Origin of the sequence: Algoriphagus sediminis (assembly GCF_030403435.1) — a bacterium.
GTDB classification, from domain to species: Bacteria; Bacteroidota; Bacteroidia; order Cytophagales; family Cyclobacteriaceae; genus Algoriphagus; species Algoriphagus sediminis.
In genome coordinates this window covers 1-13,918 of record NZ_JAUEPH010000004.1, presented here as the reverse complement: position 1 = coordinate 13,918, position 13,918 = coordinate 1, and the positions used below count along the sequence as shown (strand labels likewise).

The following is a 13,918-nucleotide window of genomic DNA, read 5'->3' as shown; positions in this document are numbered from 1 at the left end:
AATGATACTTAACTCAAGGACTTCAATCTGTCCAAGGCTTTGTCTAATTTTAAATCCACTTTGCTGGCATGTTTGTCAAACTTTGAACCGAAACCTGTGCTTTCGAGGATTTCCTTGCCTTCATTGAGATAATCGATCAAATCATCAAAGCCAAACAACTGAAGGGTAGGCTTTACCTTATGTCTAATGGCCTGGATGATTTGTGCATCCTGACTCAAACTGCCTTCGGAATATTTCTCCTTCAATTCCTGAATTCCGTTTTGAATAGCCAGAACTAATTGGGTTTTGAACTCCAAATCTCCTTCAGCCATCTCCTCAATTTTGTCGGGTAGATTAGGGTAAATTTTACTCATTTTTATGGGTTGCTTTCGCGGAGGTGCCGGCTAAATACGCAGTAGACCAAGCAGATTGAAAATTAAATCCGCCTGTTAAACCATCTATATCCAGAACTTCTCCAGCGAAAAACAAGTAAGGGTGATATTTACTTTCCATTGATTGACTTGAGACTCCTTCCAAGGCTACTCCGCCTGCGGTGACAAACTCTTCTTTGAAAGTGGTCTTGCCTTTCACATGTAAATTATAACAAAAAAGGTTCTGGACTAGCTTATTGATCTGTTTTTTCGACAAATCGCCTAAAATTTCATTTGGCTCAATACCAGATCTATCGACCAAATGTTCCCAGAATCTCGCAGGCAGTCCAAAAAGTGGGTGTTTGATAACCAACCTTTTGGGATGCTTTAGTTTAAAGTTTTGAATCTGATTCAAGTAATCATTTTCCCCAAATTCTGAATTCCAGTTTATCACAGCCATGGCCTCGTAGCTTTGGTCGTAAAGCCACTTTGCCCCAAAAGCAGATAATTTTAAAACGGCCGGCCCACTCACTCCCCAATGAGTGATAATCATCGGTCCCCGGTACTCCAGTTTAGTTCCAGCCAATTTAACCTTTGAATCAGCAAAGGAAATGCCCGGTAAGCTTTTGATGGGTTCTTGGGGTGTATTGAAAGTAAATAGTGAGGGAATCGGCTCCACTAACTGATGTTTCAGATGACTCAAAAAAGAGAAGCCATTCAGTTTGGGATGGCCACCTGCAGCTACGATGACCCGATCGAAGTTGAATTCCTTTTCATTTATTCTAAGCCGAAAGCAATTATCCTCAGGAATAATTTCCCCAACACCGCTTGTCAAATGAATTCTGATCCCCTTTTTTTTGCTCTCTTCGAGCAAGGCATCGATAATGCTTTGGGAATCATCTGAGACCGGAAATACTCTTCCATCCGATTCAATTTTCAATTGGACTCCTCTATTTTCAAACCAATCCATGGTGTCCCGGGATGAGAACTTGGGAAATACCTTTTTAAGAAACTTTTCACCTCTTGGATAATTCTTCACCAAGGCAGAAACTGGTAGGGGCTGATGGGTAACATTGCAGCGTCCACCACCAGAAATCCTTACTTTGGATAGCAGCTTGGAAGATTTTTCAAAAAGGTGGACTTCAGTGTTTTGCGATGAAGCATAAATGGCAGAAAAGAAACCAGCTGCTCCTCCACCAATTACCGCTATTCTAATTTTTTTAGACACTGATATTTAGATAGTTATAATTATCTTCTTCTACCAGTGAAAGAACCAAGAATACCTCTGGTGAGCTCACGGAAAATAGTTCGTCCTAATTGCCTGACCATAGTATTTTTACTTAGTTCTTCAATCAGAGAATCATCCTCCTTAGTTCTCCGTGCTGTTCTTGGTTTGGGTCCGGGTAATTCTGCTTTTACCTGTACTTTTTCGATCTCATCCATTTTCTTTTCGAGCATTTCGAAAGCACTCTCACGGTCTATATCCAGATTGTACTTGGCTACAAGGCCTGAAGAATTCACCAAAGAATCTATTTCTTCCGGACTAAGAATATCCATCCTGGTGATCGGAGCCCTGATTAAAGTATGAGCCAATGGCGTTGGAATACCTTTTTCGTTTAAAGCCGTTACTAAAGCCTCTCCTATCCCCATAGAGGTGAGCACCTCAGAGGTTTCATAAAACTCCGAATCAGGATAATTTTCAGCAGTTTTCTTAATTGCTTTTCGATCTTTGGCTGTAAAAGCCCTGAGGGCATGTTGGACTTTTAATCCCAGCTGACCCAAAATACTTTCAGGTACATCGGTAGGAGTTTGGGTACAAAAATAAACTCCAACTCCTTTTGATCGAATCAACTTTACAATGGATTCAATCTTTTCCAATAAATCGTTTGAGGCATTATCAAAGACTAAATGTGCCTCATCTATAAATAGACAGAGCTTCGGCTTATCATCATCACCTTGCTCAGGAAAGGTCTCGTAAATCTCGGATAGTAAGCTTAGCATGAAGGTTGAGAAGAGTTTGGGCTTAGTTTGAACATCAGTCAATCTAATAATTGAAATCATTCCCCTACCATACATTTGCCTACAGAAATCCTCTACTTCGAACGATTTCTCTCCAAAAAACTTTTCTGCACCCTGCTGCTCGAGTTCGATAATTTTCCTCATTATAGTACTTACAGAGGCAGAGGACACTCTCCCAAATTCCTTGGTAATTTCTTCCTTCCCTTCATTGGTCACAAATTGAAGCATTCGCTTCAAATCCTGAAGGTTGAGCAGTGGTAGGTGGTGTAAATCACAATATCTGAAAATAAGCGCGATTACTCCCCTTTGAGTATCATTCAGGTCCAGGATCTGAGAAATGAGTACAGGCCCAAACTCTGAAATAGTCGCTTTAAGTCTTACTCCTTTTTCATTTGAAATGGACATCAATTCCACTGGGAGACCCATTGGTTCATAATCCACTCCTATTACCTTAGAGCGATTTAGAATGAAATCGTTCGCCTCTCCAGGCTGAGCCAGTCCAGAGAGATCTCCTTTTAAATCCATCAATACAGAAGGAACACCTTTGAGGGAAAGCTGCTCGGCTAAAACCTGTAGAGTTTTGGTTTTCCCTGTTCCGGTGGCACCAGCTATCAATCCATGCCTATTCATCGTTTTTAAGGGAATTTTGATCTGTGCGCCACTTACGGGTTCCGAATCCAGAATTCCAGTTCCAAGGGTAATAAATTCCTTCTTATAAACCTGACCCTCTGCCAGTGATTGCTTAAATTTTTCTACCAGTTCCATTTAGTAAGGATAATAAAAAAACCTTTAAGCCGTGGCAAAAAGGTTTTCAAAACATTTAGATGATATGCTTAATAAGTAACCATTGGTTCAAGCCCTTTCGCAGCTTCCACATACCCGGCTACCTGAGACTCAGAAGGAACTGCTCTTGTTAGCCCTTTTTCCTCATGGGTTTTCACCAATGCGGCATGAAGGTTTGCTGCATTTCTAGTTCTTAATTCCTTCACAGTATCTACACCTGCAGCTTTTAGAAGCTCTGCAAATTGACTCCCTACACCTTTGATTCTAAACAAATCAGCCATGTTCACCCAATCAAGAATTTTTCCCTCAGAGATTCCAGAGGCTTCTGCGATAGCTTTTCTGCCTGCTTTGCTCGCACCTTTTTCTAAAAGTCCTTCTACTGTGGTTACTCCAGCTTGTGCTAGTTTCTCTTTGAATGCTGGCCCTATGCTTTCGATCATAGTGATTTGTTGTGCCATAATTTGTTGTTTTTAAGATTAAAATTTGGATTTATTTGATCCTTCCGATCAAACCTTGCCCAAATTAAAGACAATTTTCAATTTCTGAAATTCTTTCAAAGAGATTACTACAGATACCCTTAATAAAATTTAACTGTGAAAAACACCTACATTTGTTTTCTTGTGACGTCAAATGATTGTGGATGAAATTTAGTAGAACCATTCTGACTTTGAGAAACTTTAGTCTCTCCTCCCTTTTCTTTCTCATTCTGGCCTTTTCGGCCAAAGCTCAATTACCTAATCTCGGCCAAACAGATAGCTGGATGAAAGGTGCTGTGGCAGCTATGGAAAGAAGCGATTATGAAACAGCAAACAATATTTTCAGAAACCTGATTGATTCCGGGCTTCCTTTGCCGGAGGAGATGCCATACTATTTTGCAGAGACCCTTTTTCAGCTTAACCAGTACGATAATAGTGCTAACTTTTTAAATAAATACCTGGAAATAACAGGCTTTACCGGTGAGAATTATGAGGGAGCAAGAGAACTCAAATTAAGACTTCAGGACCCCTTAAAAGCTATTCAGGTTTGTCAATTATGCGACCGAAGAGGCTATCGATACAAAAGTTGCTTTACTTGCGAAGGTCAGAAAGAGATCGAACAGGATTGTGATTACTGCAAAGCAAAAGGAGTGGTTGGTTGTAGTCGCTGCGCAGGAAGTGGAATGATCACCCGAGTGAATGTCTTCAATATCGTGGAGTACTTTGAATGTGAAAGATGCTCTGCAAATGGTAGATTGACCTGCCCTGTCTGTCAGGGAAGTAAAAAGGAAGTAAGCGCTTGTAGAACCTGCTCGGGTTCCGGACAGTTATCCTCCGATCAAATATGTGATCATGAACCCCACGAACATAAAATTATGGGTTTATTGAGGCTCAATAATGGAAATGCTCACTAAAAGCATCTAGCCTCTAGTGAGCATTTTATTGTCTAGTTCTTATTCTGATTTATCTACAATACTTTTCCTGAGCTTCTTTAGAACCCGGATATTCCAAAGCCAAAGCCAATTGAAAATCCTCGCAGGCTGCTCCTATTCTGCCGGTAGCAACTTTCAATAATCCACGATTATAATAGGCCTGTCCAAATTCTTTATCTATTTGAATCGCCTGACCGTAGGATTTTAAAGCCTCTTTGGTATCACCAAGCTGATGCTGGGCCCTTGCCTTCATAAAGGAAGCCATCGCTGGCGCACCTGAAATATCAGCAGCCTTGTTGGCATAAAGTAATGCCGTGGTATACTTCTTTTCTTTATGATTCAGGTTAGAAAGGGAAAGCAGAGCTTGAAAGTTATTTGGTTCTAAGTCCAAAACATTTTGGAAGTCTCTTTCGGCCATTTCATAGTTGTCCAGCTCCTCATAAGCTCTCCCCCGATTGTACAGAACTTTCACATCATTTTTTGAGAACTCAAGTTTTTCAGTGTAAGCTTTGATAGCCTCTTCATATTTGCCTTGGGCAAAGAATTTATCTCCTGGGGAAACATCCGGTTTACACGAGGCAATTGCAAAGGACAATACTAAGATCCCAATTAATGAGGGTAAAGTTTTCATTGTGGTAATAGGTTTAAACTACGACATCGTTCTCGCGCAACGCGTCGTTTAAGGATGTCTTCAGATCTGTGGAAGCTTTTCTTTTTCCTATGATCAAAGCACAAGGCACTTGGTACTTGCCAGCCGGGAAAGTTTTTTCCAAAGATCCTGGAATCACCACTGACCTTTCAGGGACCTCTCCTCTGTATTCCACAGGAGAATCACCAGTCACATCAATTATCTTTGAACTCGCTGTCAACGTCACTCCCGCTCCGATTACAGCTTCTTTTCCAACATGAACTCCTTCGACGATAATGGCTCTGGAACCAATGAACGCTCCATCTTCGATTATCACCGGAGCTGCCTGTACCGGTTCCAAAACTCCACCGATCCCAACACCTCCGCTGAGGTGGACATTCTTACCAATTTGCGCGCAAGAACCAACGGTCGCCCAAGTATCAACCATCGTGCCACTGTCCACGTATGCGCCGATATTAACATAACTTGGCATCATGACCACGCCTTTGGCGAGAAATGAGCCATATCTAGCAATAGCATGCGGTACTACCCGGACCCCTTTTTCAGCATAACCTGTCTTCAAAGCAATCTTATCATGGAACTCAAAAGGCCCGACTTCAATGGTATTCATCTTCTGAATTGGGAAATAAAGAATGACTGCTTTTTTCACCCAATCATTCACTTTCCACTTACCCTCACCCATAGGCTCAGCCACTCTTATTTTTCCCATATCAAGCTCTGCTATGGTGTCCTTAATTGCGATTTGAGTATCCTTCTCTTTTAATAATTCCCGGTTTTCCCAGGCTTGCTCGATAATCGTCCTCAGTTCCATTTTTTTAATTAGTTTAGTTTATGTCTGGTCCAGCTTTGCCCAAAATTCTGATCGCATCTATCCTCAAACCAACTCGAGATACAAGAGCTTGGGAAAAGTTTGGCCTATCCCTGCGCGAAACAAATAAATACGACATAAACATCATAGGTTTTTCCGCCAAAAGGAAAGAACAAGCTGATGGAGTAACCTTTTACTCCTCCGGGATTAAAAACTCAAAGCCGAGTGAAAGGTTGCTGGCGCAAAAAAGATTTTATGAGCTTATCCATGAGATTAAACCTGACCTGGTTATTTGCTGCACTTTTGAGTATCTCAGGCTTTGCGGAGGACTGAAAAAAAAGCTGGGATATAAGCTTATCTATGATGTGCAGGAAAATTACCAACTCAACCTCAGTCTTCGAAAAGATCTCAGCAAAGCATCTCGATCCCTCCGAGCAAGGTTTATCCGATTTAGTGAAGCAAAAGCTAAAGTGGACCACTTCATACTTGCCGAAAAATGCTACACAACTCAGATGCCTGAGAAGCAACCTGCTTTGGTTCTGGAAAATAAGTTCGTAGGGCCCATCGAAACTCTCATGCCTTTAAAAATTAATGACAAACAGGGATATCATTTTGCGATGGTGGGCACGCTAGCAGAGTCTTTCGGTGTTTTGGATGGCATTTCATTTTTTAAAAATCTTTTAATCAAATACCCCTTCTCCAAACTTACGATTCTTGGTCATGTCACCCTCAAGGAATTTGCTCATAGGATATTTGATGAATCTGAAGACACACCCAATATCGAGTTAAAATTAGATCAAAATCCGGTTAATCATCAGGATATTTTAGACCTGATCCAAGGGGTGGATTTTCTGCTTTGTCCTTACCAAAGAGAAAAAGCATTCCTGGGAAAAACACCCTCGAAATTTTTCGAGGCTCAGGCTCTAGGCACTCCTCTACTTTATTCAGGTCATATGGGTTGGGAAGAGTTTTTTGAATTTAGTCATGGAGGAAGACCTATTGATTTTACTGCTCCCTTTTCAGCTATTCAGCAATTTGATGAAGTAAAATCCAGCACCTTCTTTTTAAACCCTGATCAGTGGGAAGTCAACTGGGAAAGTGACAAGAAAAAATTTCTCAACCTGATAGAAAAGCTCCTAAGCTAGAGCTAGGCATTTTCAACATCCTGTTGAAAAGTTATCCACCCCAACCCCTTTAAGGAAACTGAATTTCATTTTTAGGAAACTGACCTATCGTGACTTTTTTAGTGCTAAATCTCAGAAATATTAAATCATAAAACCTTGTAAATAAATTAAATAGATCTTTTTTTAGATGAGATGATATTATTTTTTAGCCAACCCTAAAATACAATCGACATCAAATTTGAGGTTATCAACAGAGGTTTTAGATTCTTTAAAATATTTTTTTAGCTTAATCTAAAATTGTTTTTATCTTTGAAGAAAGATTCGCAATTCATGACACTTACTAATTCTGAAGAGAACTATTTGAAGGCTATTTACCATCTCTCCGACGGGGGGAAAAAGGGTGTATCTACGAACGACATTGCCTCTTCCATGAAGACCAAACCCGCATCTGTAAGCGACATGCTGAGGAAGCTTGGGGAAAAGGAAGTAATTAATTACAGAAAATATTATGGGGTACAGATTACAGAAGAAGGGAGAAACTATGCCCTTCAGGTAATCAGAAAACACCGGCTCTGGGAAGTGTTTCTGGTGGATAAATTGAAGTTCAATTGGGACGAAGTACATGAGGTAGCCGAGCAGCTGGAACATGTGCGCTCCCCCCTACTGACCCAGCGCCTAGATGAGTTTCTAAACTTCCCAAAATTTGATCCCCACGGCGATCCTATTCCAGATGAATTTGGAGATGTGAAGGCCAGACCGAGAATAGCTCTAAATGACATGGAAGTAAATGCAGCGGGTCAGATCGTAGCTGTGAAGGATAGTTCAGCAGCTTTTCTCAGATATCTGGATAAAGTTGGTGCATATATCGGTGCAAGGGTGAAGCTTTTGGATAAAGTCGAATTTGATGGATCTGTAGAAATCCTGGTTGATCAAAAAACCCTTTTCATGTCAAAAGACGTGGCCTCAAATATTCTGATCGTGGTGACGTGAAAAAGCTTTGGCTAATCATATCGATCCTATTTGTATCCTCTTGTAAGTTTGAGTCTACTGAAGAGCGATCCAAGCCATTAATTGTGGTCACCACAAGTATTCTTCAGGATGGAGTTAATCAGCTTGTCGGCGATTTGGCAGAGGTGGTTTCTCTAATGCCCGCAGGGGTTGATCCCCATTTATACAAGGCTTCTGTTCGGGATTTAGACCTACTTCAAAATGCCGATTTGGTCGTTTACCATGGTTTGTTTCTTGAAGGAAAAATGACGGAGATTTTCGAGAAACTGAAAATCCAGAAAGATCTGATCAACGCAAGTGCAGGAATAGCCCAGGCAGAGTTAATAAAAAACGGACCGGAAGCACATGCGGTGGACCCTCATATTTGGTTTGATGTGGAGCTTTGGGCAAAAGCCATGAATCATGTGAGTGAAAAACTGATTCTGTGGAGACCGGACTGGAGTTCTGAGATAGAAAGTAGAAATACTGCCTACCAGGTAGAATTGAGCAAATTAGATCAGGAAATCAGTCAAAAGGCTCAGAAATTGAAAGAAAGTAACCAAGCTTTAATCACAGCCCACGATGCTTTCGCCTACTTTGGCAAGGCATACGGTTTGGAAGTATTGGGACTCCAGGGACTATCCACGTTAAGTGAGCCAGGTCTCCGAGATCTTACCGGCTTGGTGAATTTTATTGTTCAAAATGATATCAAGGCTGTTTTTGCGGAGCAAACCATATCTCCAAAAGCCATAGAAGCAGTGGTAGCAGGATGCACAAACCAAAATCACAAAATCAAACTTGCAGGCCCTCTTTATACCGATAGTTTGGATTCCCCAGGCACCGATGCGGGAACCTATGTAGGCATGGTAAAAACCAATTTAGACATCATTTACAATAGCTTAATCCAATGATTATACAGGCAGAATCACCGGTTTTAGAAATACATGATATGACGGTCAGTTATGATCAGAGTCCTGTGCTATGGAATATTGACTTCACTCTACCCTCAGGACAGCTAATTGGAATTTTAGGTCCGAATGGCGCGGGTAAATCCACTCTGATCAAAGCCATTATGGGATTGGTGAACCCTACAGGTGGCTATGTAAAGGTTTTTGATAAGCCTCTCGAGGAGGTTCGGTCCAGAATTAGTTATGTTCCACAAAGAGAATCTGTGGATTGGAATTTCCCTGCGTCAGTTTTGGATGTGGTTATGATGGGTACTTATGGAAAGCTCGGTTTATTTAAGCGACCCGGAAAAAGAGAAAAAGAAGTAGCTCTGGCAAGTTTAGACCAAGTAGGTATGAGTGCCTTTATCAATCGTCAGATTTCAGAGCTTTCGGGAGGACAACAGCAAAGGGTATTTATTGCGAGGGCTTTGGCTCAGGACGCAGATCTTTATTTAATGGATGAACCTTTCGCTGGGGTAGATATAGCCACAGAAGCTGCGATTTTTGAATTACTGAAAAAGATGGCTTTGGAAGGCAAAACAGTGGTGGTGGTACATCATGACATTTATTCTGCCATGACTTATTTTGATTGGATGATCATGTTAAATCTACACTTGGTAGCTTCAGGGCCTAAAAATCAGGTAGTTACCGAGGAATTATTAAGGAAAACCTATGGTGGTAAATTGAATTTACTTTCTAAGGTTTCCGAATTGGTAAGAAAACAGGACTTTAATCCTTTAGAGCACTAAATGGACAATTTCGTTTACTTCTTTACTTTCCAGGATCTAAGCATCCTTTATGTAGTAATAGGGATAATCCTTTTGGGGATTGGTTCCGCTTACGTGGGAACGTATAGTTTCCTGGATAAGAAGGCACTGCTTGGGGATGCTATTTCCCATGCTGTCTTACCTGGAATATGCCTGGGTTTTATCCTGGCAGGGGAAAAAAATCCAGTCTACATTGTCACTGGAGCCTTCATCTCCGGGGGAATTGCTACTTTCTTGACGAGTTGGCTAAAGAAAAACACAAAGCTCTCAGAAGATGCAATCATTGCTTCTATCCTATCTGTTTTTTTCGGTTTTGGAATTGTCCTGCTGACAGTGATCCAGAAAAGTGGTAACCCGGAAATGGCCGGATTGAATCATTTTATTTTCGGAAATGCCATCGCCATCCTTGAGGAAGATCTTTGGATTTATGGAGGTCTGGCCGTGATCATCATTCTCAGTCTGACCATTTTTCAAAAGGAATTCAGTCTTCTGGTATTCAATTCTGATTATGGGAAAGCCATTGGATATCCAATGGAAATCATTCGGTTTGCCTTCAATGTACTGATGATTCTCTCAGTGGTGATCGGGATTCAGGCCATTGGAGTGGTACTCATGGCTGCCTTACTAATCACACCCGGAGCCGCGGCAAGATTCTGGACAGATAATCTTTCAAAACTCCTGCTGCTTGCGGCTCTCTTCGCAGTTGTATCAGGTATTGCGGGAACTTACATTTCATTCGTCCTTCCCCAAATGCCAACAGGACCCTGGGTGGTAGTTTCACTTTCATTCATTGCCTTGATCTCCTTTCTATTTGCCCCAAAAAAAGGGACGATCACCAGATACTTTTCAAGGAACCAATACCTTAAAAAAACCAATAATGAGCATCTTTTAAAGGCTCTTTATAAAAATCGGGAACTGGGTCAAAGAATGCTAACCATAGAAAATATCTATGAGCTCTACCCCTACCAAAAAAAAGAAATTAAGCATTCAATTGAATTTTTATTCAAAGAAGGTTTAATACTTAAAAATCAGAACTTTATAAGTTTAACAGATTATGGAATCCATGAGGCCAAACGAGTTGTAAGACTTCATAGGCTCTGGGAAACCTACCTTACGGAATACATGAATATAGCACCGGATCACGTACACGATTCGGCAGAAAAGCTAGAACATATCATAACTCCTGAACTGGAAGCACAGCTGGAAAAGAGACTCAACTTCCCACAGTTGGACCCACATCAGGAAAACATACCAAGAGACTAATGAGCTTCGACCAAAATGCATTTCTAATCATTCTTACCGGATCATTGATCGCGATATCCTGTGGATTGCTAGGAGTATTCATGATGCTCCGAAAAATGGCCATGACCGGAGATGCTATTTCGCATGCCGTGTTACCGGGAATTGTGATTGGCTTTTTTGTGGCTGGAAGCCAGAGAGGTCTGGAAGTAATTATTGGGGCAGGAATACTTGGAATTATTGCCACCCTAATCATTGATTGGCTCAGAAAAAAGGCACGGGTACAGTTGGACGCTTCCATCGGAATCACCTTTACATTACTCTTTGCCATCGGTATTATTCTTATCAACCTATTCGCTTATAACGTGGACCTCGATCAGGAATGCGTACTTTATGGAGAAATCGCATACCTTCCCATCGATCTTTGGGTTACAGGGTCAGGAACGATCCTCGGACCAAGAATTACCTATTTGGCAGTTTTGAATTTTACTCTAGTGGCAGGGTTTATCTATTTCTTTTTTAAGGAACTTACCCTTACCAGCTTTGATGAAAGTTTCGGTTCCGTGATGGGAATTCCTTCCAAAGGCATCAATCTTGCTCTTATGAGCATGGTCTCCTACACTACTGTGAGTAGCTTTGAAGCCGTAGGCGCCATACTTGTTGTGGCTCTTTTGGTGGTCCCTCCTGCCACTGCATTCCTTTGGACTAAAAACCTTATGCCCTTAATCAAACTCACAACTATACTTGGAATTGGAATTTCTATTTTAGGGTATTATCTCGCTTATTTATTTGATAGTTCCATTGCAGGGATGATGGTAACTGTCGCTGGGGTATTATTTTTGCTAAGTGCACTGATTAAAGGAAGAAGCAGTAAATCTGCAGGAACTTCGATGGCAAATATTTAGTTTTAACCTCAATGAAGAATTTGAATAAATTAGGTTTAATCGCTCTTTTTTTCTTCGGCATCTCTGCTGGCACTTTCGCCCAAGAGAAAATCGAATGGCTGAAGTTTGAAGAGGCTGTCGCCAAAAATCAGGAAAATCCAAAAATGATTTTGGTAGATGTCTATACCGACTGGTGTGGATGGTGTAAAAAAATGGACAAGGATACCTTCACTGACTCCACCGTGGTGGCCTATGTCACGGAGGATTTCTACCCGGTTAAACTGAACGCTGAAGATATGAATCGAAAGTTTGAGTTTATGGGTAAAGAGTACTCCGAAGCCCAAATGGCAGCCGCCATGCGTGTTCGCTCATATCCTAATTTCGTTCTTATCGACCCTACCCTACAGAATATCACTCAAATCCCCGGTTATAGAGGACCTGAGGATTTTATGGAAGCTTTGCAATACATGGCTAAAAATGGCTTCCGCGGAAAATGAGTTTCTCTTTAGCTGAACGGAATGATACGATTATTGCCCTCGCTACTCCGCAGGGTATCGGTGCAATAGCAGTTATTCGGCTCTCCGGAGCCAAAGCTATTGAACTGACCAATGAGGTTTTTTATGGAAAAGACCTCTCTAAACAGGATTCTCATACCATTCATTTTGGCACCATCCGGGATGAGGATAAGATTATTGATGAGGTCCTGGTCTCTCTTTTTATCGCACCAAAATCCTTCACCAAGGAAAATGTGGTGGAAATTTCCACTCATGGGTCTTCTTACATTGTCAATCAGGTTTTAAAGCTTTTTCTTAAAAAAGGTGCAAGGCTGGCAAAGCCCGGTGAATTCACTCAACGAGCATTTTTAAATGGGCAGTTTGATTTAGCTCAAGCCGAAGCGGTGGCAGATTTAATCCATGCAGATTCTGAATCAAGCCATGAAGCTGCCCTCAATCAAATGCGGGGTGGCTTTAGCTCCGAAATTCAGGAGCTTCGCGAAAAGCTTATCCATTTTGCCTCCATGATCGAATTGGAACTGGACTTTGGAGAAGAGGATGTGGAGTTTGCGAGCCGTACAGAATTGAAAGAATTGGTGGAGAGGCTACTGCGGGTGGTGGAAGAATTGATCTTGAGCTTTGACTTGGGGAATGTGATCAAAAATGGCGTTCCAACGGTAATAGCGGGTAAGCCCAATGCAGGTAAATCCACTCTTCTAAATGCCCTATTAAAAGAGGAAAAGGCCATCGTATCCGATATAGCAGGTACCACGAGGGATTTTATCGAAGATGAGATAAATATCAACGGGGTCATTTTTCGGTTTATTGATACGGCAGGTTTGAGGGAAACACAAGACACGATTGAGGCCATAGGGGTATCCAGAACTCAGGAAAAGATGAAAACAGCCTCTTTGATTCTTTACCTTTTCGACTTGGGAGACACCGATTTGATTGAGATCAATCGGGATGTGAATAAGCTGGAAAACTTGGGAGTACCTTTTGTAAAGGTGGCCAACAAAACCGATAAGGCCGATCCGGAATTAGTCGCGAAACTTAAGAAGGAGCATCCTGATTCACTTTTTATTTCTGCAAAAAACCAAGAGAATTTGGAAGCCCTCCGGGCAAAGCTGATTGAGTTAGTCAATCTTGACAAGTTCAAAACTGGAAATACAGTAGTGACCAATATCCGGCATTATGATGGATTGATCAAAACCAGAGATTCACTGCTAGATATTTTAAAGGGCCTTGAGGATCAGGTAACCAATGATTTCGTAGCTATGGATATTCGAAGGTCTCTTCATTACCTTGGTGAGATCACCGGTGAAATCACAACAGATGACTTGCTGGCTAATATTTTCAGTAAGTTTTGTATCGGAAAGTAATTACTTTTCATATAGTACGCTAAAGCCTTCCTTTTCTTGATTTTAGACTGTTTTTACTTCCTTTACTTGTTGCTAAT

15 protein-coding genes and 1 pseudogene are annotated in these 13,918 nt (G+C 41.3%); 10 read left to right on the top strand and 6 right to left on the bottom strand.

Annotated features, from left to right (window positions below):
* Positions 1-8: 8 nt before the first annotated feature.
* The 4 genes from QVH07_RS09390 to QVH07_RS09375 all read right to left on the bottom strand — a co-directional run bounded on the left by QVH07_RS09390 (position 9) and on the right by QVH07_RS09375 (position 3,610).
* On the bottom strand, positions 9-353 hold the full coding sequence (locus QVH07_RS09390; protein ID WP_289999919.1) for a hypothetical protein: 345 nt from the start codon (positions 351-353) through the stop codon (positions 9-11).
* On the bottom strand, positions 346-1,578 hold the full coding sequence (locus QVH07_RS09385) for a BaiN/RdsA family NAD(P)/FAD-dependent oxidoreductase (protein ID WP_289999918.1): 1,233 nt from the start codon (positions 1,576-1,578) through the stop codon (positions 346-348). Before QVH07_RS09385 ends, QVH07_RS09390 begins: the two co-directional genes overlap by 8 nt.
* A 20-nt stretch (positions 1,579-1,598) precedes the next feature.
* The gene (locus QVH07_RS09380) at positions 1,599-3,134 is read right to left on the bottom strand and encodes a helicase HerA-like domain-containing protein (RefSeq protein ID WP_289999917.1); all 1,536 of its coding nucleotides are present in this window, start codon (positions 3,132-3,134) and stop codon (positions 1,599-1,601) included.
* Between the two features lie 68 nt (positions 3,135-3,202).
* On the bottom strand, positions 3,203-3,610 hold the full coding sequence (locus QVH07_RS09375) for a DUF4332 domain-containing protein (protein ID WP_289999916.1): 408 nt from the start codon (positions 3,608-3,610) through the stop codon (positions 3,203-3,205).
* A gap of 88 nt (positions 3,611-3,698) precedes the next feature.
* Between QVH07_RS09375 and QVH07_RS17725 the strand changes: the two are divergent.
* A pseudogene (locus QVH07_RS17725) lies at positions 3,699-3,743 on the top strand (ComC/BlpC family leader-containing pheromone/bacteriocin); the annotation flags it as partial.
* Between the two features lie 49 nt (positions 3,744-3,792).
* A complete protein-coding gene (locus tag QVH07_RS09370) occupies positions 3,793-4,542 on the top strand; it encodes an outer membrane protein assembly factor BamD (RefSeq protein WP_289999915.1) in 750 nt (249 codons plus the stop codon).
* A gap of 49 nt (positions 4,543-4,591) precedes the next feature.
* On the opposite strand, the gene QVH07_RS09365 is transcribed toward QVH07_RS09370, so the two are convergent.
* Positions 4,592-5,191, bottom strand: coding sequence for a tetratricopeptide repeat protein (locus QVH07_RS09365; RefSeq protein ID WP_289999914.1), 600 nt, complete (start codon positions 5,189-5,191; stop codon positions 4,592-4,594).
* Positions 5,192-5,204: 13 nt separating this feature from the next.
* The gene (locus QVH07_RS09360) at positions 5,205-6,020 is read right to left on the bottom strand and encodes a 2,3,4,5-tetrahydropyridine-2,6-dicarboxylate N-succinyltransferase (RefSeq protein ID WP_289999913.1); all 816 of its coding nucleotides are present in this window, start codon (positions 6,018-6,020) and stop codon (positions 5,205-5,207) included.
* 20 nt (positions 6,021-6,040) lie between these two features.
* Between QVH07_RS09360 and QVH07_RS09355 the strand changes: the two genes are divergently transcribed.
* The 8 genes from QVH07_RS09355 (at position 6,041) to mnmE (ending at position 13,841) form a co-directional block, all read left to right on the top strand.
* Entirely contained in the window at positions 6,041-7,162 is a 1,122-nt protein-coding gene (locus tag QVH07_RS09355) for a glycosyltransferase family protein (protein WP_289999912.1), read from the top strand.
* A 309-nt stretch (positions 7,163-7,471) separates the two neighbouring features.
* Entirely contained in the window at positions 7,472-8,131 is a 660-nt protein-coding gene (locus QVH07_RS09350; RefSeq protein WP_289999911.1) for a metal-dependent transcriptional regulator, read from the top strand.
* The gene (locus QVH07_RS09345) at positions 8,128-9,039 is read left to right on the top strand and encodes a metal ABC transporter solute-binding protein, Zn/Mn family (RefSeq protein WP_289999910.1); all 912 of its coding nucleotides are present in this window, start codon (positions 8,128-8,130) and stop codon (positions 9,037-9,039) included. Before QVH07_RS09350 ends, QVH07_RS09345 begins: the two co-directional genes overlap by 4 nt.
* Positions 9,036-9,824, top strand: coding sequence for a metal ABC transporter ATP-binding protein (locus QVH07_RS09340; RefSeq protein ID WP_289999909.1), 789 nt, complete (start codon positions 9,036-9,038; stop codon positions 9,822-9,824). The genes QVH07_RS09345 and QVH07_RS09340 overlap by 4 nt, the downstream gene beginning before the upstream one ends.
* Complete coding sequence (locus QVH07_RS09335; protein ID WP_289999908.1) at positions 9,825-11,105, top strand: metal ABC transporter permease; 1,281 nt, start codon at positions 9,825-9,827, stop codon at positions 11,103-11,105.
* Complete coding sequence (locus QVH07_RS09330; protein ID WP_289999907.1) at positions 11,105-11,986, top strand: metal ABC transporter permease; 882 nt, start codon at positions 11,105-11,107, stop codon at positions 11,984-11,986. The genes QVH07_RS09335 and QVH07_RS09330 overlap by 1 nt, the downstream gene beginning before the upstream one ends.
* An 11-nt stretch (positions 11,987-11,997) precedes the next feature.
* On the top strand, positions 11,998-12,462 hold the full coding sequence (locus QVH07_RS09325; RefSeq protein ID WP_289999906.1) for a thioredoxin family protein: 465 nt from the start codon (positions 11,998-12,000) through the stop codon (positions 12,460-12,462).
* Entirely contained in the window at positions 12,459-13,841 is a 1,383-nt protein-coding gene (gene mnmE, locus QVH07_RS09320) for a tRNA uridine-5-carboxymethylaminomethyl(34) synthesis GTPase MnmE (RefSeq protein WP_289999905.1), read from the top strand. The genes QVH07_RS09325 and mnmE overlap by 4 nt, the downstream gene beginning before the upstream one ends.
* Positions 13,842-13,918 lie beyond the last annotated feature (77 nt).